Below are 24,226 nucleotides of genomic sequence, written 5' to 3' on the forward strand. Positions count from 1 at the left end.
CCGGCTTTCTGGCCGGAACGGACGTCCTGACGGAGACACCCATGGCAGACAGTATTCTCGTTCTCGGTGCCACCGGTACGATCGGCCAGTTGGTCGTTTCGGAGCTGGTGACGAAAGGCGAAACCGTGAAGGCGGCCGCTTTGGATGGTCAGACGCATCCGGACGCCTCGGTGCTGCGGTTCGACTATCGCGATCCGGCCAGCATTGCGCCGCTTTTCGAGGGAGTCGACCGCGTTTTCGTTCTGATGCCTTCGGCTCCGCTCGATATCATCGATGCTTTGATGCCGGTGATGCGGCACGTGGTCGATCGCAAGGTGAAGGCGGTGCTGCTGTCCACGATCGCCGCCGACGAGTCCGATGACAACCCTTATCGCCGCCTTGAGCTGGTCCTGGAGAACTCTGGTCTGCCGTTCGTCATTCTTCGGGCCAACTGGTTTGCCGACAACTTCCGGACCGTCTGGAAGGATGCCGTCCGGACCGGAGAGCTGGCATTGCCGATTGACGAGGGGCTCATCAGCTTTGTCGATGGCCGTGACGTCGCGGCGGCGTCGGCCGCTGCGCTGACCACCTCAGACTTCGACGGCCAGACGCTCGTCCTCACCGGACCCGCCGCGTTGTCACTGTCGCGCGCCGCTGAGGTGATGAGCCACGCAACGGGCCGTTCGATTGTTTTCCGACCGATCGCGGTTGCCGATTATGAGGCGCGTCTCAACGAGGAGGGTTTGTCGGAAAAGCTGATCGCCGAGCGTGTCGCAGAGTTCGAAACCATCCGTGGCGGCAAGGCGTCCATCGTCAGCCCGGCCGTCGAGAAGATGACCGGTCGGCAACCCCGCTTCTTTGAAACCTTCGTCAAGGACCACGCGACGGATTTCGTCGGCGCCTGATCATCGATGCGATTCTGCCCATCTCACCGCGGCCGGACGGAAAACACCGGCGTCGGTGCTCCAAAGCATTGACCCTAGGGACCGTTTCTGATGATGGTCATGCCGTGAGTTTTTCGCGCGGCCGCGCGCCCTTGGCGCCGCCGACCCGCGACAGGCGTGGATCAGAGCAGAAGACGAGACGATGGCGACCGAGCGATACAATGCGCGTGAAGCGGAAACGCGCTGGCAGAGGGCCTGGAACGAGGCCAAGGTTTTCGAGACGAAGAACGACGATCCGCGTCCGAAGTACTATGTCCTCGAGATGTTCCCTTATCCGTCCGGCCGCATCCATATGGGGCATGTGCGCAACTACACGATGGGCGACGTCGTAGCCCGTTACAAGCGCGCCAAGGGGTTCAACGTGCTGCATCCTATGGGATGGGATGCCTTTGGCATGCCGGCCGAGAACGCGGCGATGAAGGGGCATGTCCATCCCAAGACGTGGACCTACGAGAACATCGCCACCATGCGCGGCCAGCTCAAGAGCATGGGACTGTCGCTCGACTGGAGCCGCGAGTTCGCCACCTGCGACGAGGACTACTACACCCAGCAGCAGAGACTGTTCCTGGACTTCATGAAGGCCGGCCTCGTCGACCGCAAGAAGTCCAAGGTCAATTGGGACCCCGTCGACATGACCGTGCTCGCCAACGAGCAGGTGATCGACGGTCGCGGCTGGCGCTCCGGAGCGCTGGTCGAGCAGCGCGAGCTGACGCAGTGGTTCCTGAAGATCTCCGACTATTCGGATGAACTGCTCTCGGCGTTGGACACGCTCGACCGCTGGCCGGAGAAGGTCCGGACCATGCAGAAGAACTGGATCGGCCGGTCGGAAGGCCTGCGCGTCCGGTTCGAGATCGATGGGGCGGCGGTGGCCGGCGAGCCGACGATCGAGGTATTCACCACGCGTCCGGACACGCTGTTCGGCATGAGCTTCGTGGCGCTCTCGGCCGATCATCCGGTGGCCAGGGCGCTGGCCGATCAGGATTCGGCTGTCGCGGCCTTCTGCGAGGAATGCCGGCGCATGGGAACCTCGGCGGCGGCGCTCGAGACGGCCGAGAAGAAGGGTCTGGCGACGGGCCTGTCGGTGAAGCATCCCTTCAACGGCAAGAGCTATCCGGTTTACATCGCCAACTTCGTGCTGATGGATTACGGCACTGGCGCCATCTTCGGCTGCCCGGCGCATGACCAGCGCGACCTTGATTTCGCCCGCAAGTATGCGCTCACCGTCACGCCGGTGGTGCTGCCTGAAGGCGCCGATCCGGCCGCCTTCGCGGTGGGCGATGTCGCCTACACCGACGATGGCAAGCTGTTCAACTCCGCCTTCCTTGACGGGATGGAGGTCGAAGCGGCCAAGGATCTCGTGGCGAGCAAGCTCGAGGCGACGACGCTCCATGGGGCTCCGGCGGCCAAGCGCCAGGTGAACTATCGCCTGCGCGACTGGGGTATCTCGCGCCAGCGCTATTGGGGATGCCCGATCCCGGTCATTCATTGCGAAGCTTGCGGTGTCGTGCCGGTCCCTGCCAAGGACCTGCCGGTGCGCCTGCCCGAAGATGTCGAGTTCGACCGGCCCGGAAACCCGCTCGATCGGCACCCGACGTTCACGAAATGCGTCTGCCCCGAGTGCGGCAAGCCGGCGCGGCGCGAAACCGACACCATGGACACCTTCGTCGACTCGTCCTGGTATTACAGCCGGTTCACCGAGCCGCGCGCCCAGACGCCGACCGTGCCGGATGTGGTCAATGCCTGGCTTCCGGTCGACCAGTACATCGGTGGCATCGAGCACGCCATCCTGCACCTCCTCTATTCGCGCTTCTTCACTCGCGCGATGAAGAAGTGCGGTCATGTCGGCTTTGACGAGCCGTTCCGGGGCCTGTTCACCCAGGGCATGGTGGTGCACGAGACCTATCAGTCGGCGGACGGCGAGTGGCTGTCGCCGGCCGATGTCGAGATCGTCGAGGAAACCGGGGGACGCAAGGCGCGATTGATCGCCTCCGGCGCGCCGGTCAAGATCGGCCCGATCGAGAAGATGTCGAAGTCGAAGAAGAACACCGTCGACCCCACCGACATCATCGACAGTTTCGGCGCCGATACCGCGCGCTGGTTCATGCTGTCAGACAGCCCGCCGGAGCGCGACGTCGAGTGGACCGAGGCTGGCGCCCAGGGCACCGCGCGCTTCCTGCAGCGCGTCTGGCGCATCGTCTCCGAGGCGTCCGAGCTGGTGCCGACCGCCGGTCGGGCCGACGGCGGCGACAAGCTGGCGCTCGCGCTGCGCAAGGCGGCGCACAAGGCGCTGGCCGCGGTCGAGGAGAACATCGAGGGCCTGCGCTTCAACGTAGCGCTCGCCAAGATCTACGAGCTGGTCAACACGCTGGGTGGCGCGCTCGCCAACGAGAAGGCGGTGCTGTCCGCCGACGGCGCCGCCGCTGCCGCGCTCGTCGAGGCGACCGGCCTTCTGGTTCGCATGATGGCGCCGATGACCCCGCATCTCGCCGAGGAAAGCTGGGCGGCACTCGGTCATGACGGCTTGGTGGCGCATGCCGACTGGCCGTTCGTCGACCGGTCGCTGCTGGTCGAGGATGAAGTGACCATGCCGGTGCAGGTCAACGGCAAGAAGCGTGCCGACGTTACCGTATCGCGCTCCGCGTCGCCCGCCGATGTTGAGGCCGAGGTGTTGAAGCTCGAAGCCGTGATCAAGGCGCTCGACGGCAAGAGCCCGAAGAAGGTCATCGTCGTCGCCCAGAGGATCGTCAATGTGGTCGTCTGATCTCTTCCGCCGGGGCGTGCTGCTGCTCGCGGCCGCCGGGTTTCTCGCCGCCTGTCAGGTTCGGCCCGTTTATGCGCCGGCCGGTTCTGCGGTGGCGGGGAATAATCCGGCCATGGTTACCGAGCTCGCTTCGATCGCCATCAAGGGGCAGACCGAACGCGTGGCGCAGGCGCTGATCAACGAGCTGATCTTCCAGCTACGTGGCGGCGGTGCACTGGTGGAGCCGAAGTATCGTCTGGATCTCATCCTGACGACACGCGTTTCGGATCTGGCCATTCGCGCCCGCGAGGATATTCCGGTTGCCAAGCTGGTGTCGCTCACGGCCACCTACACGCTGACCGAGGTTGCCACGAGCAGGGTGGTCACGTCGGACAATGTCTATGCGACGTCGTCTTTCGACGTCAGCTCGCAACGTTATGCCAATGTGCGGGCGCAGCGAGATGCCGAGGATCGCGCGGCGCGTGCGGCCGCTGCCGACATTCGGCTGCGTCTTTCCTCGGCGCTGATCGGCAAGGGCTAAGACGATGGTGGCGGCGCGCGCCCAGGAGGCCGATCGCCTCGTTGCGCGGCCGCCGCAAGACGTAACCTTCTATCTGGTCTACGGTCCGGATACCGGGCTTGTTTCCGAGCGGGCGAGAACGATCGCCAAGGCCTTCGCCGATCCCGGCGACCCCTTTGCTCTGGTCCGGATCGAGGCATCGGAACTCACCGCAAATCCCACCCGGCTTGCCGACGAAGCTTACGCGGTTTCGATGTTCTCGAGCCGAAGGGCGATTCTGCTGCGCGACGGCGGCCGCGCCGACCTGGCCGGTCGGGTCCGTCCGCTGTTCAAGGAGCCACCGGCCGATACGGCAATTGTCGTCGAGGCGGGAGACCTCAAGAAGTCCAGTCCGCTCCGGGTGCTGTTCGAGCAGGAAAGCCGAGCCTACGCCATTCCTTGCTTCGCCGATGACGAACGATCGATCGGCGCATTGGTCGACGAGGAAGTAAAGGCAGCCGGTCTGTCCATTTCTTCCGAGGCCCGCACGCTTCTCGTCTCTCTTCTGGGGGGCGACCGGCTGATGACGCGCGGCGAGATCCAGAAACTCTGCCTGCACGCCCATGGCACGGGAGCTATCTCGATTGCCGACGTCGAAACGCTGATCGGCGACAGTTCCACCTTCGCCATCGACGAGGTGATCGATGCGACTGCGGGCGGGGCATTGCCGGCACTGGTGGAAGGTCTGGCCAAGGCGCGGGCCGAAGGGGTCGATGCCGGCCAGATCGCCGGCGCGGCTCTGCGACACTTCATGCTGCTCGACGAGTTGCGCGCAGCGGTCGATGGTGGCGTTTCCCCCGGCGACGCTGTGAACGGCGCCCGGCCGCCCATTTTCTTCAAGCGCAAAGGCCGGGTGGAAACGGCCCTTGGGTTGTGGTCGCCTGCAAGGCTTGCGCGGGCGATCATCGTGCTTGGCGAGGCGGCACGCGATGCCCGTCTCAACTCGACGCTTGCCGCCGATATCGTCGGCGAGACGCTTCTGACGCTCGCCCGCGCCGCCGATCAGGCGGCTGGTCGTCGCCGCCGATAGGTATCAGACCGGGCCTATATGGCCGAAAGCATCCAACACGCGAGTGTATTGTTGCCTCCGATGCAGGGGCGCCAAGGACGGTAGCTCGGCGAGTGGCCGCCAGCGCCATTCGAGGAACTCCGGCGGTTCTTCCGTGTGGGCGGCCGCTACCGTGATTTCATCCTCCACGCCCGTAAAGCGAAAAGCGACCCAGCGCTGTCGCTGGCCGCGGAAGGGATGCAGCTTGTGGATTCTGGCGCCGCGGGCCGGAAAGTCATAGCTCCACCAGTCGTCGGTAACGGAAATCAGCTCGGTGCTGGTGACGCCGGTCTCCTCCCAGAGTTCTCGCCGTGCCGCCGCGACGATATCCTCTCCGGGATCGATTCCGCCCTGCGGCAACGCCCAATCGGCTCCCTCCGAGAAGACTTCGGGATCGGGCCAGCCGAATGGATTGGCGAAAGCCTTGCCGCAGAAGACCAGCCCTTGCGAGTTGAACAGGCAGATGCCGACATTCGGGCGATAGGGAAGATCGGGCAGGAGGGGTTCGCGCTCGGCCGGATCCGGCGGGGCGACTGCGGCCGGAAGACGGCCGGTCACGCGGGCACCGCCAAAGCGGCGAAAGCGGTCGCGATCTGCTCGTAGATCGGCCGCTTGAAGGGCACGACGAGGCTCGGAACCTCGGACAGCGGCTTCCAGGCCCAGCGGGAGAATTCCGCCGGATGGGCGCCGCCGCCTGGATGGAGAATGTCGATCTCGCCGTCTTCGCCGAGAAAGCGGAAGGCGAACCATTTCTGCGTCTGGCCTCGCCACTTCTTCTGGAAGCGCCCGGTGGCGAGATTGTCGGGTACCTCGTAGCGAAACCACTCGGGCGCTTCGCCCAGTAGTTCGACCGAACGTATCGACGTTTCTTCCCAAAGCTCGCGCCGAGCGGCTTCGAGAGGGGTTTCGCCGTTGTCGATGCCCCCTTGAGGCATTTGCCAAGGCGTTGCGTCCGGGATGCCCTCGAGGTCGGCCCGGTGGCCGACGAAGACGAGGCCGGCGCGGTTGATCAGCACGGCCCCGGCGCAGGGGCGATAGGGCAGGTCGGCGCGGGAGGTCATGAAGCGTCTCAGTTCTGCTGTGGTACGGCGGTGATCGGCACAAGGGTGATGCCGCGTCCGTCAAGGCCGCTTGTCCATCCGGAGAGCGTCTTGAGCGTTGCCGGTCGGGCGCTGGCAACGCCCACCGCGAGCCCGCGCGTGCGGGCGATTTGCTCGAGCTGGGCCAGACGACCGGCGATTTCGGTAGGGGTCGGCACGGCGTCGATGACGAGATCGGCCTTGGCGAACTCCGTCTTGAACTTGCCGGCCGATTGTTCGGCGACGCTGCGCGGTGAACTGCCGTCATCGAGATAGAGGAGGCCGCGCAACGCGATCTCCTGCATGACGGGGTCGAGGGCGGCGGCCTCGGATGTGAAGCGGGCACCCATGTAGTTGACGACGCCGACATAGGTGGTGATGCGCCCCATGACGCGGTGCAGGTTCTCGATGTTCTGGCGTGCGTCCTTGCCGACGAGCAGCGTGTTCTCGCCGGGGTCGTTGTCCGGATAGTCAAAGGGCTCAAGCGGCACCTGCAACAGCAGTTCGTGCCCATCCTGGCGCGCCTTGGCGGTCCAGCGGTCGAGACTGGCGCCATAAGGCGCGAAGCCGAGCGTGACTTCGGGGGGCAGAACGTTGAGCGCTTCCTGCGTTCCGGTCTGGCTGAGGCCAAGATCGCCGACCACTATGGCGATCTTAGGGGAGGCGCCGACGAAGCCCGGCACTGGCCGGGCGTAGACGTCGGCCGGGCGGCGACCATCGGCTCCGACGCGCGGCAACGGGCCGAAGGGCGAGGTTTCGATGAGGGCAGTGTCGGCTTCGACGGGCAGGGCCACGGCGATCTCCGCGCCCGAAGGCCCTTCCAGCGTCACCCCTGCCTCCGGCTGTGTCTCGTCCGGTGGCGGCAGAAGTTCTCCGGTGCCGGATTTTACGCCGACCGTTGCGATGTCGGCCCGAGCATAGCCGGTTTCGGAGGTCTCGATCTTGGCGCGCGCATAGGGCTCGCCGCCGAGCGGGTCGTTCACGACCATCAGCCAGACGGCAAGGCCGGCAAAGAGGCAAGCCGTGACGACGGCGGCGATGGCGCCCACCGGCACGCGAAACTTCCGGCCGCCGGAGCCGCCGAAGCCGAGAGGATTGGTGAGGTCGTTCATGGCGCGAAGTCCGGCTGCAGGCGACTGCTCTGATTCGGTCCCTCGGAGCTTAGTTCAATCCCGGGCGGCACGGTATGCCGCCGAAACGCGACGGGCCGGAGATCTTCTCCGGCCCGGCATCTCTCGTGGCTCCTTGGCTCAGTTGGCGACGGGGTCGTTGCCCTTGGGCGGGAACGCGGCGTTGGCCTGCAGCCCGCGCAGTAGATCGAGCGCCAGGTTGAGCTGCTTGTCGTCCTTGGGATCCGGCGGCACGTAGGCCTGGCTGCCGGAGGCCTCGGTCCCCTCGGTCTCGCTCTTGAGGTGGCCCTTCAGCGATGCTTCGCCCTTGGTTTCGGTTATCTGGTTCTTCAGGTCTTCGGGAAGATCCTGAAGGACCTCGATGTCCGGATGGATGCCCTTGGCCTGGATGGAGTTGCCCGACGGCGTGTAGTAGCGGGCGGTGGTCAGACGGATGGCGCCATTCGAACCGAGCGGGATGATGGTCTGCACCGAACCCTTGCCGAAGGAACGGGTGCCGAGGATGGTCGCCCGGCGATGGTCTTGCAGCGCTCCGGCGACAATTTCGGACGCCGAGGCGGAACCGCCATTGATCAGCACGATCACCGGCTTGTTTCCGACCAGCTCGCCGGTCTTGGCGGCATAGCGACGGGTGTCGTTGTCCTGACGGCCGCGCGTCGAGACGATCTCGCCCTTGTCGAGGAAGGCATCGGAGACGGCGATCGCCTGATCGAGCAGGCCGCCCGGATCATTGCGCAGGTCGAGCACGTAGCCCTTGAGCTTGTCCTCGGGAACCGCGGCATTGATCTTGTCGATCGACGTCTTGAGGCCGTCGAAGGTTTGGGCGGTGAACTGGGAGATGCGGATATAGCCGACATCCTCCTTCACCTCGTAGCGCACCGACTGCATCTTGATGACGTCGCGAACGATCTTGACGTCGAAGGGCTTGTCGGTACCGCGCGCAACGGTAAGGGTGATCGACGAATTGACGGGGCCGCGCATCTTGTCGACGGCGTCGTTGAGGGTGAGGCCCTTCACGTCGGTACCGTCGATGGCGGTGATCAGATCGCCCGCGCGGATGCCGGCTTTGGCGGCGGGCGTATCGTCGATCGGCGTCACCACCTTGACGAGGCCGTCCTCCATGGTGACCTCGATGCCGAGCCCGCCGAACTCGCCCTTGGTCTGGACCTGCATGTCCTGGTAGCTCTTGGCGTTCATGTAGCTCGAGTGCGGATCGAGCGAGGTCAGCATGCCGTTGATGGCCGCCTCGATCAGCGCCGGCTCGTCGGGCTCTTCGACGTAATCCGACCGGATGCGCTCGAACACGTCGCCAAACAGGTTGAGCTGACGGTAGGTGTCGACGCCGGCGGCCACGGCCGACCCGAAGCCGGGAAGACGGTGTTCGAGGGTCAGGGTGGTGACGCCGGCACCGATAACGGCGCCCGCTGCGAGTAGCGACAGTTTTCTGATCATCCGCTGACCTTCCGATCCTGCGACGCGACCCACCAGGGAGAGGGGTCGATCGAAGTTCCACCTTTGCGAAATTCGACGTAAAGCACGGGTTGCGTAACGCTGGCATCCAGCACGGCCGCGCTGGCCAACCGCTGGTTTCCCATGACACCGACGGGCTCGCCCGTCAAAACAAATTGATCCAGCTGGACGTCGATCCTCTCCATGCCGGCAAGCACGACATGATAGTCGTCGCCGGCGTCGAGGATCAAGAGCTGTCCGTAGGACCGGAACGGACCGGCATAGACGACTCGGCCGTCGGCCGGCGACACCACTCGAGCGCCAGCGCGGGTCGCGATCGATTGGCCCTGAGAGATGCCTCCAAGGCCGTTATCGTCGCCGAAAGACTGCAGATTGACGCCGCGTGCCGGCGGAATCAATCGCCCTTTGGCGTCGGCGAAGGCAATGGCCGGCCCAAGACGACTGCCCGTATTCGGCGCGGGCGCGACGGCAGCGGGCGATTCGGGCCTGGCTGCGGGAAGAGCCTTCTTCATGCCGGCAATCAGCTCTTCGAGGCTTCGGGCATTCTTTGCCAGTTCCTCGGCCTTCGCCTTCTCGGCTGCGAGATCGGCGGCGCGTGCCTCGCCTTCCTGCTTCTTCTTGTCGATGAGCAGCGTAAGGCGCTGGCGTTCCTCGGCGATGGAGGCGGCGTCGGCGCGAAGGCGATCGCGTTCGGCGGCGGCGCGGGTCCGCTCGGCGACGAGGGCGTCGAGATCTGACTGCAGCGCCTCCGCCTCAAGGCGGATCTCGGGCAGCACGGCCCCGAGCACCACCGCGGAGCGAACTGCTTTCAGCGCATCTTCAGGGCTGACCACCAGTGCCGGCGGCGGTTGGCGGCCTATGCGCTGGGCGGTGGAGAGCACGGCGATCAGCACGTCGCGGCGGGTCGCGAGCGAGGCCCGGATTCGAGCCTCGTTCTCGGCCCCGCGAGCGAGACGCTCTTCACTGTCGGTGATCGATTGCTCGAGCGCCTGAACACGGGCGGCGGAGGTCACGAGTTGGTCGTGGAGCGCCTGCTGATCGCGCGAGAGGCTGGCAATTTCGGCCGCGATTTCCGCCTGCTTTTCCGCAGACAACTCCATGGCGTCGCGGAGTTTGGCAAGCTCTTGATCCTTCAATGCCCGCTCGGCCTGCGCTTGCTCGGAGCCGCCGGCAATGCCGGAGAGAGACGCCGGACGCATCAACTCGGTTGCCGGCGCAAAGGCCGTCGCCTCTGCCGGCAAACCATCCTGGGAAACGGCATGACCGGGCAACGCCGCCAGAAGGGCGGCGAGGACGAGGCGGCGGGTTCCGGAACGTCGCGTTTCGAGCGGCATGGACGGGATGAGCTGTCCGGTGGCGGTACGGTCGAGCGGTTGACCCTATCGGTCTTTCCGTTAACGCTCCGTCAACCAAGGATGACGAGACGTCGGCGGGTCAGGCGCGGTGATAGGGGTGGCCGCTCAAAATGGTAACCGCACGATAGACCTGCTCTGCGGCGAGAATGCGGACGATCTGGTGCGGCCAGGTCAGCCGGCCAAAGGAAATGCGATGGCCGGCGCGAGACAGGAGTTCCTGGCCGTGACCGTCGGGTCCGCCGATCATCAGAACGGCGTTCGGTGTGCCACGGTCGCGCGCTTCACCCAGCATCTCCGCGAATCGCTCGGAGGTTGGCGACTCGCCGCGCTCGTCGAGGGCGATCAGAAGCGCGCCCGGCGGCAGGTCCGCAAGCAGGCCGCGTGCCTCCTCCTCCTTGCGCTGCATCGCTTCGCGCGCTCGGCTTTCGATGATTTCGCGGGCGGTGACCGAGGAAAAACCAATGGCTCGTCCGGCCTTGTCGGCACGATCGAGGTAGCGGTCGGCCAGCTCGCGCTCGGGACCGGCCTTCAGTTTTCCAACGGCGTGAATGGCGATGCGCATGGGTTTCTTCTGGTTCGGGCGCACGCCTGACCGGCGGGGCCAGCGGCCCCGCGTACCGGGGTCATCGAGAAGGGGCCGCTACCCAGGGAAACGCGGCATTGAAGAACGGACGGATCCGTCCAAGGCGTTCGCCGCCTGGGAAGGCTGAACCTTCAGGCCGTTCGTCAGCGGCGGCCGCTCGTTGGCGCCGGATCTGGCGCCCACATCTTTTCGAGATGATAGAACTCGCGCACTTCCGGGCGGAAGACGTGAACGATGATCGATCCCGCATCGATCAGCACCCAGTCGCAAGCCGGTTGGCCTTCGACTGCGACGGTGCCGAAGCCGGCATCCTTCAGGTCTTTCACCAGATGATCGGCGATGGCTCCGACGTGGCGGCTGGAACGACCCGTGCAGACCACCATGTGGTCGGCGATCGGTGTTTTGGCGGCGACGTCGATGTCGACGACATCCTCGGCCTTGGCATCGTCAAGGCTGGCGAGAATCGTGTCGAGCAGGGATCGCGGGGAAGGGGTGGCATCGCCGGAGAACGCGGCGACGTCGGCAAACGGATTGGCGCTGAAGGCGCCCTCGGTGAAGGGCATGCTCAGGGGTGCACCTCATGAAGTGGTCCGTTATGTCCGGCCCCATGCCGGCAATCGCGGACGAATGAAAGGATGAACCTTGATGGTGACGTTTTCAAGATCGACCGGTACCAATGGCTAGGCTTGCCCTGCGGATCGGCGAAGATCGCTCGATGAGAGGGGGACCTTGACGCCGGCGATGAACACCCAGGCGGGAGGCGCTAGGTCCGGCAGCAAGGCGCCGTCGCGTTCGGCGACCCGGGCCCCGGCGAAGGTTCGGGCGGCTGGAGAAGCCAAGGCGGCAAATGTGGCCCCCGGCCGATCGACGACGGCAATGGGTACCGTCCGGGCGATTTCCCGCCATCCGCCCCACCGATGGAAGGTTGCCCAGTTGTCGGCACCGATCACCAACACGAATCGTACCGAAGGCCTCAGTTTCTTCAGTCTGCGGACAAGGTCGATGGTGTAGCGCGTTCCGAGCCGGGATTCGAGATCGGTGACGATGGCGCGCGGATGGTGTGCGACCTCCCGTACGGCGGAGAGCCTGCGGTTGACGTCCGGCAGGCCATCCGCCGACTTCAGCGGGTTTCCGGGCGTGACCAGCCACCAGATGCGGTCGAGCCGAAGCCGCTGGAGCGCCAGATGCGCAACGTGAGCGTGGCCCCGATGCGGCGGATTGAACGAGCCGCCGTAGAGACCGACGCGCATGCCGGGCAGCGTGACGGGGAGGCGGGGTGTCGTCACGGTCGCGTCTGGCCGGTTCCGCGTACGCGGTACTTGAAGGAAGTGAGTTGCTCGACGCCGACCGGGCCGCGCGCATGCATCTTGCCGGTGGCGATTCCGATTTCGGCGCCCATGCCGAACTCGCCGCCATCGGCGAACTGGGTCGAGGCGTTGTGCAGCACGATGGCCGAATCGACCCCGGCGAGGAAATGGGCCGCCGTGGCCTCATCGGCCGTGAGGATGCTGTCGGTGTGATGAGAGCCGTAGGTTTCGATGTGCTCGATGGCGGCATCGACGCCGTCGACAAGCGCCACCGAGATGATCGGCGCCAGATACTCGGTGGACCAGTCCGCCTCGGTCGCCGGAACCGCTGCCGGGAAGCGAGCGCGAACCTCATCCGTGGCTCGGATCTCGCAACCGCGTTCGTGGAGCGCCTTCAGGATCGGCAGCAGATGACTGTCCGCCACGGCCCGATCGACGAGCAAGGTTTCGGCCGAACCGCAGACGCCGACGCGTCTCAGCTTGGCGTTGACCGTCACATTGACGGCCATGTCGAGGTCAGCCGCCTTGTCGACGTAGACGTGGCAGATGCCCTCGAGATGGGCGAACACCGGAACGCGCGCTTCGGCCTGTACGCGGGCGACCAGGCTTTTGCCGCCGCGCGGCACGATGACGTCGATCGAACCATCGAGGCCGGTCAGCATTTCGCCGACGGCGGCGCGATCCTTGACCGGCACCAGTTGGATGGCATCTTCGGGCAGGCCTGCGGTGCGAAGACCGGCGGCGAGCGCGGCAAGGATCGCCTGCGAGGAACCAAGCGAATCTGAGCCGCATCGCAGGATGGCCGCGTTGCCCGCCATCAGGCTGAGGGCACCGGCATCGGCCGTTACGTTGGGCCGGCTCTCGAAGATGATGCCGATGACACCGAGCGGTGTGGCCACGCGCTCGATGGCAAGGCCATTCGGCCGGGTCCAGGACGCCAGCACGCGGCCGACGGGGTCGGGCAGGGCGGCGATCTCTTCCAACGCCTTGGCAATGGCCTCCACCCGCCCCGGATCGAGTGTTCCCCGGTCGAGGAAGGAGGCGGCGGCGCCGTTTTCCTTCATGGCTGCCACGTCGATGGCGTTGGCCTTGAGTATGTCATCCCGCCGTGCGCGCACTTCGGCGGCCATTGCGACGAGAGCGGCTGCCTTCTGTTTTCCGGAGGCGCCGGCCAGACGGCGAGCCGCCATGCGGGCACGTCGGCCGATATCGGCCATCAGGTCGTGAACGGAAACGTCGGTCAATGCGGTCATGGTCAGTCTCCGAGATCGCCCTTCAGCACGAGGTCGTCGCGATGGATCATTTCGGTCCGGCCCGGCGCACCGAGGATATCTTCGATCACCGTCGAGTTCTGGCCCCGGATGCGGCGAGCGTCGACGGCGTCATAGGCGACAAGGCCGCGAGCCAGCTCGACGCCGGCTTCGTCGACCACGATGACGGTGTCGCCACGATGGAAATCGCCGTCGACGCGCGTGACGCCGGGCGGCAACAGGCTGCGTCCCTGCTTCAGCGCCCGGACGGCGCCGGCGTCGATGGTTAGAACGCCGGGCGCCTCGATATGACCGGCGATCCAGGCCTTGCGTGCCGTGACCGGAGTGGCCTCGGCACGGAACAGCGAATGTGGCCCGCCGGCGTCGATGCGCGAGAGCGGCGCGGCAACCTTGCCCGAGGCGATGATCATCGCTGCGCCGGCGACGGTGGCGATCTTTCCGGCGTCGATCTTGGTCTTCATGCCGCCGCGCGACAGTTCGGAGGCAGCGCCCCCGGCCATCGCCTCGATCTCCGGCGTGATGCGATCGATCACGGGGATCAGCGTGGCATTCGGGTCGATCTGCGGTGGGGCCGTGTAGAGGCCGTCGATGTCCGAGAGCAGAACGAGGAGGTCGGCGCCCATCATGGCGGCGACGCGAGCGGCGAGCCGGTCGTTGTCGCCATAGCGGATCTCGGTGGTGGCCACCGTGTCGTTCTCGTTGATCACCGGCACGGCGCCGAGCTTCAGAAGCTTGCCGATGGTGGCGCGGCCGTTGAGATAGCGGCGGCGTTCCTCGGTGTCGCCGAGTGTGAGAAGAATCTGTCCGGCGGTGATCCCATGGTCACCGAGCACTTCGGCCCAGGCTCTCGCCAGCGCGATCTGACCGACAGCGGCAGCGGCTTGGCTATCCTCGAGCTTCAGCTTGCCCTTCGGCAGTTTCAGCACGCCGCGTCCCATGGCGATGGCGCCCGACGAGACGAGCAGGACGGCGGCGCCACTCGTCCGAAGACGGGCGACATCGGCGGCGACACTTTCCATCCAGCTGCGTTTCAGCGTGCCGGTGCGCCCCTCGACGAGCAGCGCCGACCCGATCTTGATCACCACGCGACGGTAGCCGGACAGCGGCCCGGTGAAGGCTTCAATAGTCGTCGTCATCGTCGTCTCTGTCGTCGTCGCGGTCTCTGTGGAGGGGTTGCCAGATGCGGGTGGCGGTCGCCGCGCGCGATTCATCGTTCTCGGCGCGGCTTGTCTCCACCGCTGTCGCCATGGCGCGCAGCACGGCCTCCACCCCGGTGCCGGTGACGGCGGAAAGCAGGAGCGGCGTCGTCTTGGCGGCGCGCTTCAGCTTCTTGACCTTGGTCGCGAGTTCGTCTTCCGGCAAGAGCTCGCACTTGGACAGGGCCACGATCTCCGGCTTCTCGCCCAGGGCCTCGTCATAGGCTTCCAGCTCAGCCCGAACGGTACGCCACGCTCCGACCACATCGTCCTGGCTGGCGTCGATGAGATGCAGAAGCACGCCGCATCTCTCGACGTGGCCGAGGAAACGATCGCCAAGGCCGACGCCTTCATGAGCGCCTTCGATCAGGCCGGGAATGTCGGCCAGCACGAATTCTCGAGCGTCGATGCGCACGACGCCGAGGCCCGGATGCAGCGTGGTGAAGGGGTAATCGGCGATCTTGGGCTTGGCGGCGGTGGTTCGCGCCAGGAAGGTCGACTTGCCGGCGTTGGGAAGACCGACGAGGCCGGCATCGGCGATCAGCTTCATGCGCAGCCAGAGCCACTTCTCCTCGCCCGGCAGACCTGGGTTGGCGCGGCGCGGCGCCTGGTTGGTCGATGTCTTGAAATAGGCGTTGCCGAAACCGCCATTGCCGCCTTTGGCGATCAGCACGCGCTGGCCGATCTCGACCATGTCGGCAAGAAGGGTTTCGCCGTCTTCCTCGATGATCTGGGTGCCTACGGGCACCTTCAGCACGATGTCGGCGCCCTTGGCGCCGTGGCGATCGCGTCCCATGCCGTGGCCACCGGTCTTGGCCTTGAAATGCTGCTGGTAGCGGTAGTCGATCAATGTGTTGAGGCCACCGACGCATTCGGCCCAGACATCGCCGCCCCGACCGCCATCGCCGCCGTCCGGCCCGCCGAACTCGATGAACTTCTCGCGCCGGAACGACACGGCGCCGGCACCGCCATCGCCGGATCGGACGTAGACCTTGGCTTGATCGAGGAATTTCATCGGGGGGTTCCTGGAATGGCGGCATGGCCGCGTCTTTGCGTTGCCGGCAGCTCGAGATTGGAGACGGTAGCCGCGCCGCCCGCGGTTCTCACGCGGGTCGCTGCTTGCCCTTTAGAGCATCGCGCGGCGAAAATGAACGGATTTTTGGCTTAGGCAGGCTGGAACGTCACGGTCGCCACGGTCGGACGGCGTGGCGCGCGCGCGTAAGACGCGTGTCGACATGATTGAGCAGACGCTCCTCGATCAGGGAGGGACGGCGGCTCATGCCGATAATCTCGAAGCCCTGACGGGCCTGGATGGCAAGCGAGGCGATGTTGCCCTCGAAGGCGCCTGCGATGATGGCGTCGACATCGAGTTCGGCGTAGGCCCAGGCAAGCGTTGCCTCGACCGCTTCGCTCATCACGCCATTCCCCCAAAAGGGGCGGCCGAGCCAGAAGCCGATCTCCGGTCGGGTGTCCAGGCTATGCAGGGCGACGATGCCTCGCACAATGGCGCGATCGTCGCCGCGCAGCACGATGCCGAGCGTCGTTGCCGTCCCAAGGCTGGACGTGGCGCAACACTGGCTGATGAAGGCGGTCGCGTCCTCGACGGTGAAGGGGTGGGGCACGCGGACAAGCCAGCGCGCAACCTCGATATCGTCGAGATAGGTGGCGACTGCCTCGGCGTCGACCGGTTCGAGCGGTCGAAGAACCAGACGACCGGTCTCTATGCGCGGAGAGAGAGCCGAGCGCGGCCGCCAAGAGCCTAAGGCACCGGAAAGCAGTTTCATTCCGTACTCACTCTCTAGTGGTCCGATCCCGGCGCTCGCGTCGACGATGCAGGCCGTTGCATGAACGCGGTACATAAACCACTAGTACGCTTTGTTTCCAATGAAGACGTCGATCGGTTGATCGGTAGCCCAAGGGCCATCCGATGTCAGATCAAATTCGCTCCACCGGAGCCTGAAACTCGGCGCGCCCTTCTCCCCACTCGGCTCGTTCGGCCTCGCGATCGTGAATGCGCAACGGCTCCCAGGCCCTGATACTTTCCCACGTGCTGCGATCAATGCGGAAACGGTCGATGGCTACCGCGACGCCGCTGCCGACTGCAGAGGCCAGTTCCTGCGCCACCATCTGGAAACCGCATTTCTCGATCACCCGCCGGCCCGTCTGGTTGGTAACCCGACAGGCGAACAACAATCTCTCATGCCTTTGGTGAAGAAAGGCATAATCGATCGCAGCATGGCAGGCTTCGGTCGCATAGCCCTGTCCCCAGTGACGTTCGCCGAGCCAGCAGCCGATCCAGCCGGGGCCGATGCGCCCATGCATGTCGAGCGTCAGAACGCCGATGGGTGTCGGCGCCGCGTCGAAGCCCTTGCGGCAGATGAGATGACGCTGACCACGCGGATCGACCGGCTCGGCGAGCCAGGCGCGCGCATGCTCGATGCGATAGGGGTAGGGCATGCCGACGAGGTTGCGGGCAACCGCGGCCGAGTTGGCGAGCCGGGAGATCGTCTCGGCATCTTCGTCTGTTGGCGGTCTCAGAATGAGCCGTCGCGTCTCAATGGCTGGCCTTACCGCTGCCATCAACGGCCAGCCGCAGGGACTGTCAGGTTCTTCGGTCTCGCTCAGCTCCGACATGGGGCTCTCCTCGCGCTCCAAATGAAATCAGGGGAAGTGGTGCCCCACTTCCCCTGTCACATCGCGCGCTGGGAGCGCGATCCGCTCGGGTCCGTGGGACGCCGGCGGGTCGCTTTCGCTCCATCCGGCTTACTCTGCTGCCACCGCCGTCGGTACGACCGAGACATACACTCGGCCGTTGCTCTTCGTGGCGAAGGACACGTTGCCTTCCGTCAGGGCGAAGATCGTGTGATCGACGCCCATGCCAACGTTGGTACCCGGGTGCCACTGGGTGCCGCGCTGGCGAATGATGATGTTGCCGGGAATGACGGCTTCGCCGCCGAACTTCTTCACGCCGAGGCGTCGACCGGCCGTATCGCGACCGTTGCGGGACGAACCGCCTGCCTTCTTATGAGCCATTTCAGTCTCCTGTCTGTCGTATCGTCCACTGGCGGAGCCGTTCGGCGCTCGACACCTTGATGGACGGTGGTCGGGTCAGGTTCCGGCAGCAGTGAGCCGGAACGGAATTTCGTCAGGCGGCGTTGATCGCAGTGATCTTCACCGTGGTCAGAAGCTGCCGGTGACCGCGCTTGCGCTTGGAGTTCTGGCGGCGGCGCTTCTTGAAGGAGATCACCTTGGGGCCACGGGTCTGCTCGACCACCTCGGCGACGACGGTAGCGCCGGCAACGGTGGGGGCACCAACGGTCACGCCAGCGTCGGAACCGACGGCCAGCACTTCATCGAAGGTGACGGCGGCGCCGTCCTCAAGCTCGATCTTTTCAATGTTGAACACGTCGTCAACGGCAACCTTGTACTGCTTGCCGCCGGTCTTGATAACTGCGAACATGGTCATGCCAGTCCTTCTTCATATGGTTCTTGGCCGCGCCGCGTCTTTCGAGCGCGCGACTGATCGACAAAACAGGATGGCCCGGACAATCGACCAGGCTCCCATTCAGCCGGCATCTCCGTACACGGAAAGGCTTCGCCGGTCAACGCCGGAAGGCCCGCGTTTCGGCCGGATGTTGGCCCGCAGATCGCCGAAAGTGTTTCCGCGCCGGTCAAAAAACCGCTACTGGACGCTTGGCACCCCCTTGCCAGAGGCTTTGCTCGCGGGTATGGTCCGCGCCGCTTTCGACCGGGATCGCATCCCAGAAGCACCGCGGAGAGGTGGCAGAGTGGTCGATTGCACCGCACTCGAAATGCGGCATACTCGCAAGGGTATCGGGGGTTCAAATCCCTCCCTCTCCGCCATTTTCCCTCATTGCGCTTGCAGGTCGGTCTGATCGATCGGCGGTTGATTTTCGGCTTGGCACGCTTGGTGCTTCGTCAAGGACGTTGTTGCTTCCCTCTATCGAGGATCGAACCGTCCATGGAGCCCGTCAACGGCGCCTTCGACGTCCGCCTGATGCGGACCCTTCTTCTGCTCGTGACCGAGTGCAGCGTGTCGCGCACCGCCGAGATTCTCGGCCAAACCCAGCCGACCGTCAGCCTGGCGCTGAAGCGACTGCGTGAGCTGATCGGCGATCCGATCCTGGTGCGCTCGGGCAGCTCGCTTGTGCCCACCGAGCGCGGCCTGGAGCTCAGGGCTACATTGCAGCGTCTCCTCGCTGATATCGACGCTCTTCTGGCCCCGCCACCCAGTTTCGAGCCCGAGCGGACCGAGCGGCGGTTTCGAATCGCGGCTGCCAACTGCCTGGACGCGGAGTTTTTGCCACGGATCTTCGCCCGGCTTGCCGAGGAGGCGCCGAAGGCGTCGATCGATATTGCGACGCTGCCGGGGCATGACGACCTGATGGGCCATCTCGCCGACGGATCGCTCGATCTCGTGGTCGGCAACTGGCCACGGCCGCCGGAACAACTGCGCCTGGCGCCGCTGCTTTCCACACCGATCAAATGCGTGGTGGCCGCCGATCACCGGCTTGCCGGTACCATCGGTTCGCTCGGCATGGATCGCTATCTCGCGGAGCGACACCTGTCGCCTTCGGCCGACGTCATGAAGCAGTACAGTCCGATCGACGGGCGCCTGATGGAACTCGGGCTCAGCAGACATATCGCCGCTTCGGTGCCCGAGTATGCCATCGTTCCTCACATGCTGGCCGGTTCCGATCTGATCTTCACGACAGGAGCGCCGTTTGCCGAGCAAATGGCGCAAGGCGGCGATTTTGCCGTCATCGATGCGCCGGTCGAGTTCGGCCGCATGGACTTCTATCTGCTCTGGCATGACTGCAAGCACCATTCGCCGGCCCATATCTGGTTCCGGCATCTGGTGAAGGCCTCCGTCTCGGCGCTTCGCGATTCGGCCGATTCGGTGCCGCAGATACTGCGTGTCGCTGCCGAATGATGTCGCTTCAGCGGCTTGCCCAGAAAGCCCGGTGGAGCTCTGCGGCCTCGTCTTCCAGCATCGGGCCGATCACTTCGACGGTTCGCTGGCCGCTTTCCAGCACCAGCCGACAGGGCAGGTCGAGCGTCGGGTTCTCCGGGTGATTGCCGGTGATCTGCCTCAGCTTGCTTTCCGAAAGCCCATAGACGATGCGGCCAATGCCTGCCCAATAGGCAGCTCCGGCGCACATGGCGCATGGTTCAGCAGACGAATAGAGCGTGGCGTCCACCAGTTCGGCCGGTCGGAAGCGCTGCGATGCCCGTGTCGCCAATACGCGCTCGGCATGGCCGGTCATGTCGTGATCGGGCAGATAGGCGTTGCCCTGTTCCATCAACACCGTTCCGTCGCCGCCGACCAGAATGGCGCCAAAGGGATGACTGCCGGTGTCGGCCGCCTTGGCGGCGACGGCAAAGGCGTGGCGAAGGTGGGCTTCGTGGTCGAGATCGGGAAGCGGCATGGCGGTCCGGAACAAGCAGGGCATCGCCGGCTATCTTAGCGGAGATTTCTCGTGGTCAAAGGCGTCCCGACTTGGCGTCCGCCTATAGTGTCTATTGCGGCCGTCGAATGGACGCTGCCGGTGAGACCAATGCAAACTTCGCCAAAACAAGGGGAACAGGACCGCCTGACCGCAAGCGAAGAGGGGTTTCACATGCAGCGCTTCATTCTTAACCGTCGCCAGATGCTCGGAGGGCTCGCCGCCGGAGCCGGGCTTTCGCTCCTCGGTCCGATGGGCCGGGCTTCCGCCGCCGTTTCGGAAATCGTCTGGGCGACCTGGGACTCCAACGGTCATCCCGAATATGTCGAGGCTTTCGAGAAGGCGACCGGCACCAAGGTCAAGTTGTCTTTCCTGTCGAGCGAGGATGCGCAGTTCGCGGCGCTGAAGACCGGTTCGGCTTCGGACTGGGACGTCGTCAATCCGTCGCTCAACCAGGCCCGGCGCTACATCAAGGCCGGCGAGCTGATGCCGCTCGACCTCACGAAGGTGCCGAACCTTGCCCACATGTACGACGTGTTCAAGGCGACCGAGAAGGTCAAGGGCGAGGACGGCCAGACCTACGCCATCCCCTATCTCTGGGGCCTCAACCCGATTGTCTACCGTGCGGACATCCACACCGAGGAACCGACCTACTCGACGCTGTTCGACCCGAAGTTCAAGGGACAGCTCGCCATGCGCGACTATGCCCTCGAATCGATTGCCATCGCCGCCCTGCATATCGGTATTCCGCGCGACCGCGCTTTCCTGCTCACCAGCGACGAACTCGCCGAGGTGAAGAAGGCGCTGATCGCCCAGAAGCCCTTGCTCAGAACCTACTGGCAGACCATCGGCGATCTCACCAACCTCATCGCCACCGGCGAAGTGACGGCGGCCTTCTCCTGGCGCGTGCCCTATGACGCGCTGAAGGACAAGATGAAGGTGGCGATGGCCAAGCCGAAGGCCGGCATCATGGGCTGGTGCGACTGCTTTGCCATTCCGTCGAGCCTGCCGGATGAAAAGATCGAGACGGCCTACAAGTTCGCCGATTATCTCCTCGGTGCCGATTATGCGGCCACCATCGCCGAGATCGGCAACTACGCCACCACCTCCTCGATCATCCGCGACAAGCTGACGCCGGAGAAGCAGGAAGCCATCTTCATCGACGACCTCTCGGTCATGCAGAACTTCATGTGGCCGGAAGCCCCCGAGAACTACTCGGAGTGGCTGAAGGTCTGGAACGAGGTCAAGGCGGCCTGATCCATCGCCCGCGTCCTCCGCAGAAGACCATGCGGTGCGGGATTTGCTTGTCAAACGAGGTCGGGCGGGAACCGTCCGGCCTCGGAGACCAGGACGCTATATTGGTGAACAGCAGGATGGAAAAGCGGACGGAGCCGGCCTTGTCGCCGCTGCTTCTGGCCATGCGCGGTGTCGTCAAGACATTCGGACGCTCGACCGCGGTGGATGGCATCGACCTCGACGTTCCGGAGCGGGCGTTCTTGACGTTGCTCGGTCCCTCGGGGTGCGGCAAGACAACCGTTCTCAGGATGATCGCCGGGTTCGAGACGCCGGATGCCGGTGACATGCGTCTCGACAACACGCCGCTTGCCGGCGTGCCGCCCGAACGGCGCCCGGTCAATACGGTCTTCCAGTCCTATGCCCTTTTCCCCCACCTCACCGTCAACGAGAATGTCGCCTTTGCATTGAAGCTCAGGGGCGGCGTTCCCGACATTCCGGCGCGTGTGCGACGGGCACTTGAAGCCGTCCACATGACCGACTTCGGCGACCGCTATCCGCACCAGCTGTCCGGCGGGCAGCAACAGCGCGTGGCCGTGGCGCGGTCCATCATTGCCGAACCGCGTCTGCTCTTGCTGGACGAGCCGCTGTCGGCCCTCGATCGCAAGATGCGCGGTCATCTCCAGATCGAACTGAAAGCGCTGCAACGACGCCTCGGCATCGCCTTCGTCTACGTGACGCATGATCAGGAGGAAGCCTTCGCGCTGTCCGACATCGTCGTTGTGATGAACAAGGGCCGCATCGCCCAGAAGGCCGATCCCCAGACGATTTACAGCCGCCCGGCCGACAGCTTTGTCGCGGACTTCATCGGCAATTCGACGCTGGTGGAGGGGCGGATCCTGGAACGTCGTGGCGATATGGCGACAATCGGCACCCCGCTTGGCGATATTACGGCCCCGGTTGCCGACGGTCTTGCCGGTGGAGAGGCCGCCATGCTGGTCATTCGGCCCGAGCTGCTTTCAACGCGCGGCGAAGGACCGGCAACCTTCAGCGGCACCGTCAGCAACTGCGTTTTCCAGGGCGAACGAAACATGGTTCAGGCGGAGGTCGCCGACGTGTCACTGCGTTTCACCGCCGAGGCGCCTCATGTCGCCGGAACATCGGTCGCCCTTTGGCTCGACGCCGACCACAGCTTCATCACGAGAATCGCCACATGACCTTCCGCCAGCGCCATCTCGCGCTGCCGGTGGTGGTGGCGATCGTGGCCGGCTGCATCGCGCCGCTGGCCGTCCTCGTCGCTTTCAGCTTCTATGAGGTGGAAGACTTCGATCTGATCCCGGCTTTCTCGTTCCGGGCCTGGGGCGATCTCGCCACGTCGACGACCGACTGGTTCCTGATCGGCAAGGCGGTGCTGTCGGGCGTCGCGACCACCGTGTTCACGGCCCTTCTCGGCTTTCCGGTGGCGCTGGCGCTGACGCGCCTTGCCGCGTCGGCAAAAGGGCTTGCCATCATCGTGCTGCTGACGCCGCTCTATACCGGCGAGATCGTCCGCATCTACGCCTGGCGGATCGTGTTAGGCGGCGAGGGGTTGGTCAATACGCTGCTTCTGGCGCTGGGGTTGATCGACGAACCGCTGAAGTTTCTCCTGTTTTCGCCGTTCACCATCGGTCTCGTCCTCACCTACAACAATCTGCCCTTCATGGTGCTCGCCATCTGGGTGTCGGCCGAAATGGTCGATCGGCGTCTGATCGAGGCGGCGCGCGATCTCGGCGCCCGGCCGGTCGACGCTTTCTTCCGTGTGATCTTTCCGCTCACCACGCCGGGGCTCGCCGCCGGCAGCCTGACCGTCTTCGCACTTTCGGCCGGCGAGATGCTGACGCCCAGTCTTCTGGGCGGAACGTCGGGGGCTACCGCCATGGCGCTCGTCGACAATCTCTTCGGCACGGCGTTCGACTGGCCGCTCGCCTCGGCACTTGCCTTGGCGCTGCTGGCAACGTTGTTCCTTGTTGCCTCTGCCATGGCCGGGCTGTTGCTGCGCCTCAAGGGCGCACGCGCCGTGATCGGGAGGGCGTGATGGGACGAATCGGACTTTCCGTACTGATCGTCGCGGCTGGATTTCTCTATCTGCCACTCGTTGTGCTGGCGGTGTTTTCCTTCAACGACTCGGCGCTGATGGCATTCCCGCTCAGCGGCTTCACGCTCCAATGGTATCGGGAGCTGGCGCAGAACGACAATTTCCTCAGCGGATTCGCCACGTCCTTTCTGATCGCTCAGCCGGTTGGCATCCTGGCCATGCTGTTCGGCCTGATGGCGTCCCTCGCCCTGACGGCTCCCGGATTCCGTTGGCGCGGTCTGTTCGCCATTCTTTTGCTGACCCCCTTCCTGGTGCCGAAGAGCGTGCTGTCGATCGCCCAGGCGATGATCATGAGCCGCGTCGGTTTCGAGCGCGGCGCCACAGCGCTGATCCTGGCGCAGTCGCTGGTAGCGCTGCCGTTTGCCACGGCGCTGATCTCGGCGGTGATGGTACGCTTCGATCGACGGCTGATCGAGGCGGCGCGCGATCTTGGCGCCTCCCCCTGGCAGGCGTTCCTGCGCGTGCTGCTGCCGCAGATCCGGCCGGCCCTGTCGGGGGCCTATTCGGTCGGCGTCATCCTGTCGCTGGCCGACCTGACCATCGCCATGTTCCTAGCCGGCCGGACGCAGCCGCTGTCGCTGATGGTCGCCTCGGAGTTTCGTCGCGAGCTCAGACCCGACCTCAACGCCATGCAGGTGGTCGTTCTGGCGCTGACCGCGCTGCTGGTCGGCCTCAGCGAGGTCTACCGCCGCCGACGGCTGCGCAGGCTGGCGGCGGAGGCCTAATCCTT

General features: G+C 65.0%; 25 protein-coding genes and 1 tRNA gene. 10 read left to right on the forward strand and 16 right to left on the reverse strand.

From position 1 onward, the window contains the following. Positions 1–41: 41 nt before the first annotated feature. From M4J39_RS16365 to holA, 4 genes are all read left to right on the forward strand, one after another. Positions 42–884, forward strand: coding sequence for an NAD(P)H-binding protein (locus M4J39_RS16365; protein WP_251729473.1), 843 nt, complete (start codon positions 42–44; stop codon positions 882–884). A 181-nt stretch (positions 885–1,065) separates the two neighbouring features. Next, entirely contained in the window at positions 1,066–3,684 is a 2,619-nt protein-coding gene (leuS, locus tag M4J39_RS16370; RefSeq protein ID WP_251729474.1) for a leucine--tRNA ligase, read from the forward strand. Beyond that, a complete protein-coding gene (gene lptE / locus M4J39_RS16375) occupies positions 3,671–4,204 on the forward strand; it encodes an LPS assembly lipoprotein LptE (RefSeq protein ID WP_251729475.1) in 534 nt (177 codons plus the stop codon). The genes leuS and lptE overlap by 14 nt, the downstream gene beginning before the upstream one ends. A gap of 4 nt (positions 4,205–4,208) precedes the next feature. Next, positions 4,209–5,252 carry a DNA polymerase III subunit delta gene (holA, locus tag M4J39_RS16380; RefSeq protein WP_251729476.1) on the forward strand — a complete coding sequence of 348 codons (1,044 nt, stop codon included), beginning with the start codon at positions 4,209–4,211 and terminating at the stop codon, positions 5,250–5,252. A 3-nt stretch (positions 5,253–5,255) separates the two neighbouring features. Here holA and M4J39_RS16385 read toward each other — a convergent pair whose 3' ends face one another. From M4J39_RS16385 to rplU, 15 genes are all read right to left on the reverse strand, one after another. Then, a complete protein-coding gene (locus M4J39_RS16385) occupies positions 5,256–5,828 on the reverse strand; it encodes an RNA pyrophosphohydrolase (RefSeq protein WP_251729477.1) in 573 nt (190 codons plus the stop codon). Beyond that, complete coding sequence (locus M4J39_RS16390) at positions 5,825–6,331, reverse strand: RNA pyrophosphohydrolase (RefSeq protein ID WP_251729478.1); 507 nt, start codon at positions 6,329–6,331, stop codon at positions 5,825–5,827. Before M4J39_RS16390 ends, M4J39_RS16385 begins: the two co-directional genes overlap by 4 nt. An 8-nt stretch (positions 6,332–6,339) precedes the next feature. Next, the gene (locus M4J39_RS16395; RefSeq protein ID WP_251729479.1) at positions 6,340–7,461 is read right to left on the reverse strand and encodes a divergent polysaccharide deacetylase family protein; all 1,122 of its coding nucleotides are present in this window, start codon (positions 7,459–7,461) and stop codon (positions 6,340–6,342) included. Positions 7,462–7,599: 138 nt separating this feature from the next. Continuing rightward, a complete protein-coding gene (locus tag M4J39_RS16400; protein ID WP_251729480.1) occupies positions 7,600–8,931 on the reverse strand; it encodes a S41 family peptidase in 1,332 nt (443 codons plus the stop codon). Next, positions 8,928–10,283 (reverse strand): murein hydrolase activator EnvC, encoded by a 1,356-nt coding sequence (locus tag M4J39_RS16405; protein WP_251729481.1) that lies wholly within the window; start codon positions 10,281–10,283, stop codon positions 8,928–8,930. Before M4J39_RS16405 ends, M4J39_RS16400 begins: the two co-directional genes overlap by 4 nt. A 100-nt stretch (positions 10,284–10,383) precedes the next feature. Next, positions 10,384–10,866 carry a 23S rRNA (pseudouridine(1915)-N(3))-methyltransferase RlmH gene (gene rlmH / locus M4J39_RS16410; RefSeq protein WP_251729482.1) on the reverse strand — a complete coding sequence of 161 codons (483 nt, stop codon included), beginning with the start codon at positions 10,864–10,866 and terminating at the stop codon, positions 10,384–10,386. A gap of 164 nt (positions 10,867–11,030) precedes the next feature. Continuing rightward, positions 11,031–11,450, reverse strand: a complete 420-nt coding sequence (gene rsfS / locus M4J39_RS16415) for a ribosome silencing factor (protein WP_251729483.1) — start codon at positions 11,448–11,450, stop codon at positions 11,031–11,033. Between the two features lie 117 nt (positions 11,451–11,567). Continuing rightward, positions 11,568–12,173, reverse strand: a complete 606-nt coding sequence (locus tag M4J39_RS16420) for a nicotinate-nucleotide adenylyltransferase (RefSeq protein WP_251729484.1) — start codon at positions 12,171–12,173, stop codon at positions 11,568–11,570. Continuing rightward, entirely contained in the window at positions 12,170–13,447 is a 1,278-nt protein-coding gene (locus tag M4J39_RS16425; RefSeq protein WP_251729485.1) for a glutamate-5-semialdehyde dehydrogenase, read from the reverse strand. Before M4J39_RS16425 ends, M4J39_RS16420 begins: the two co-directional genes overlap by 4 nt. Before the next feature lie 2 nt (positions 13,448–13,449). Then, positions 13,450–14,601 carry a glutamate 5-kinase gene (gene proB, locus M4J39_RS16430; protein WP_251729486.1) on the reverse strand — a complete coding sequence of 384 codons (1,152 nt, stop codon included), beginning with the start codon at positions 14,599–14,601 and terminating at the stop codon, positions 13,450–13,452. Beyond that, positions 14,585–15,676 (reverse strand): GTPase ObgE, encoded by a 1,092-nt coding sequence (obgE, locus tag M4J39_RS16435; protein WP_251729487.1) that lies wholly within the window; start codon positions 15,674–15,676, stop codon positions 14,585–14,587. Before obgE ends, proB begins: the two co-directional genes overlap by 17 nt. Before the next feature lie 166 nt (positions 15,677–15,842). Beyond that, complete coding sequence (locus M4J39_RS16440; RefSeq protein ID WP_251729488.1) at positions 15,843–16,445, reverse strand: GNAT family N-acetyltransferase; 603 nt, start codon at positions 16,443–16,445, stop codon at positions 15,843–15,845. Between the two features lie 151 nt (positions 16,446–16,596). Next, on the reverse strand, positions 16,597–17,295 hold the full coding sequence (locus M4J39_RS16445) for a GNAT family N-acetyltransferase (RefSeq protein ID WP_251729489.1): 699 nt from the start codon (positions 17,293–17,295) through the stop codon (positions 16,597–16,599). 129 nt (positions 17,296–17,424) lie between these two features. Beyond that, complete coding sequence (gene rpmA, locus M4J39_RS16450) at positions 17,425–17,694, reverse strand: 50S ribosomal protein L27 (RefSeq protein WP_251729490.1); 270 nt, start codon at positions 17,692–17,694, stop codon at positions 17,425–17,427. Positions 17,695–17,806: 112 nt separating this feature from the next. Then, complete coding sequence (gene rplU, locus M4J39_RS16455) at positions 17,807–18,127, reverse strand: 50S ribosomal protein L21 (RefSeq protein WP_251729491.1); 321 nt, start codon at positions 18,125–18,127, stop codon at positions 17,807–17,809. A gap of 308 nt (positions 18,128–18,435) precedes the next feature. Between rplU and M4J39_RS16460 the strand changes: the two genes are divergently transcribed. Both M4J39_RS16460 and M4J39_RS16465 read left to right on the forward strand, forming a co-directional pair. Further along, positions 18,436–18,525, forward strand: a tRNA-Ser gene (locus M4J39_RS16460). Between the two features lie 118 nt (positions 18,526–18,643). After that, positions 18,644–19,615: a LysR family transcriptional regulator gene (locus M4J39_RS16465; RefSeq protein WP_251729492.1), complete on the forward strand. Its 972-nt coding sequence runs from the start codon at positions 18,644–18,646 to the stop codon at positions 19,613–19,615. Positions 19,616–19,622: 7 nt separating this feature from the next. Here the strand turns inward: M4J39_RS16465 and M4J39_RS16470 are convergent, their stop codons facing one another. Then, positions 19,623–20,135: a nucleoside deaminase gene (locus M4J39_RS16470; RefSeq protein ID WP_251729493.1), complete on the reverse strand. Its 513-nt coding sequence runs from the start codon at positions 20,133–20,135 to the stop codon at positions 19,623–19,625. A gap of 168 nt (positions 20,136–20,303) precedes the next feature. Here M4J39_RS16470 and M4J39_RS16475 point away from each other — a divergent pair, with 168 nt between their 5' ends. From M4J39_RS16475 to M4J39_RS16490, 4 genes are all read left to right on the forward strand, one after another. Then, positions 20,304–21,386 (forward strand): PotD/PotF family extracellular solute-binding protein, encoded by a 1,083-nt coding sequence (locus M4J39_RS16475; RefSeq protein WP_251729494.1) that lies wholly within the window; start codon positions 20,304–20,306, stop codon positions 21,384–21,386. 140 nt (positions 21,387–21,526) lie between these two features. Then, positions 21,527–22,579, forward strand: coding sequence for an ABC transporter ATP-binding protein (locus M4J39_RS16480; protein ID WP_251729495.1), 1,053 nt, complete (start codon positions 21,527–21,529; stop codon positions 22,577–22,579). Further along, positions 22,576–23,436, forward strand: coding sequence for an ABC transporter permease (locus tag M4J39_RS16485; RefSeq protein ID WP_251729496.1), 861 nt, complete (start codon positions 22,576–22,578; stop codon positions 23,434–23,436). The genes M4J39_RS16480 and M4J39_RS16485 overlap by 4 nt, the downstream gene beginning before the upstream one ends. Then, positions 23,436–24,221 (forward strand): ABC transporter permease, encoded by a 786-nt coding sequence (locus M4J39_RS16490; protein WP_251729497.1) that lies wholly within the window; start codon positions 23,436–23,438, stop codon positions 24,219–24,221. Before M4J39_RS16485 ends, M4J39_RS16490 begins: the two co-directional genes overlap by 1 nt. Positions 24,222–24,226: the final 5 nt, after the last annotated feature.

It is taken from the genome of Pleomorphomonas sp. NRK KF1 (assembly GCF_023721755.1).
GTDB lineage: Bacteria > Pseudomonadota > Alphaproteobacteria > Rhizobiales > Pleomorphomonadaceae > Pleomorphomonas.

Coding starts and splice junctions, on each gene's coding strand:
- M4J39_RS16365 (WP_251729473.1), top strand. CDS start 42: ATGGCAGACAGTATTCTCGTTCTCGGTGCCACCGGTACGATCGGCCAG.
- leuS (WP_251729474.1), top strand. CDS start 1,066: ATGGCGACCGAGCGATACAATGCGCGTGAAGCGGAAACGCGCTGGCAG.
- lptE (WP_251729475.1), top strand. CDS start 3,671: ATGTGGTCGTCTGATCTCTTCCGCCGGGGCGTGCTGCTGCTCGCGGCC.
- holA (WP_251729476.1), top strand. CDS start 4,209: ATGGTGGCGGCGCGCGCCCAGGAGGCCGATCGCCTCGTTGCGCGGCCG.
- M4J39_RS16390 (WP_251729478.1), bottom strand. CDS start 6,331: ATGACCTCCCGCGCCGACCTGCCCTATCGCCCCTGCGCCGGGGCCGTG.
- M4J39_RS16395 (WP_251729479.1), bottom strand. CDS start 7,461: ATGAACGACCTCACCAATCCTCTCGGCTTCGGCGGCTCCGGCGGCCGG.
- M4J39_RS16400 (WP_251729480.1), bottom strand. CDS start 8,931: ATGATCAGAAAACTGTCGCTACTCGCAGCGGGCGCCGTTATCGGTGCC.
- M4J39_RS16405 (WP_251729481.1), bottom strand. CDS start 10,283: ATGCCGCTCGAAACGCGACGTTCCGGAACCCGCCGCCTCGTCCTCGCC.
- rlmH (WP_251729482.1), bottom strand. CDS start 10,866: ATGCGCATCGCCATTCACGCCGTTGGAAAACTGAAGGCCGGTCCCGAG.
- rsfS (WP_251729483.1), bottom strand. CDS start 11,450: ATGCCCTTCACCGAGGGCGCCTTCAGCGCCAATCCGTTTGCCGACGTC.
- M4J39_RS16425 (WP_251729485.1), bottom strand. CDS start 13,447: ATGACCGCATTGACCGACGTTTCCGTTCACGACCTGATGGCCGATATC.
- proB (WP_251729486.1), bottom strand. CDS start 14,601: ATGACGACGACTATTGAAGCCTTCACCGGGCCGCTGTCCGGCTACCGT.
- obgE (WP_251729487.1), bottom strand. CDS start 15,676: ATGAAATTCCTCGATCAAGCCAAGGTCTACGTCCGATCCGGCGATGGC.
- M4J39_RS16440 (WP_251729488.1), bottom strand. CDS start 16,445: ATGAAACTGCTTTCCGGTGCCTTAGGCTCTTGGCGGCCGCGCTCGGCT.
- M4J39_RS16445 (WP_251729489.1), bottom strand. CDS start 17,295: ATGTCGGAGCTGAGCGAGACCGAAGAACCTGACAGTCCCTGCGGCTGG.
- rpmA (WP_251729490.1), bottom strand. CDS start 17,694: ATGGCTCATAAGAAGGCAGGCGGTTCGTCCCGCAACGGTCGCGATACG.
- rplU (WP_251729491.1), bottom strand. CDS start 18,127: ATGACCATGTTCGCAGTTATCAAGACCGGCGGCAAGCAGTACAAGGTT.
- M4J39_RS16465 (WP_251729492.1), top strand. CDS start 18,644: ATGGAGCCCGTCAACGGCGCCTTCGACGTCCGCCTGATGCGGACCCTT.
- M4J39_RS16470 (WP_251729493.1), bottom strand. CDS start 20,135: ATGCCCTGCTTGTTCCGGACCGCCATGCCGCTTCCCGATCTCGACCAC.
- M4J39_RS16475 (WP_251729494.1), top strand. CDS start 20,304: ATGCAGCGCTTCATTCTTAACCGTCGCCAGATGCTCGGAGGGCTCGCC.
- M4J39_RS16485 (WP_251729496.1), top strand. CDS start 22,576: ATGACCTTCCGCCAGCGCCATCTCGCGCTGCCGGTGGTGGTGGCGATC.
- M4J39_RS16490 (WP_251729497.1), top strand. CDS start 23,436: ATGGGACGAATCGGACTTTCCGTACTGATCGTCGCGGCTGGATTTCTC.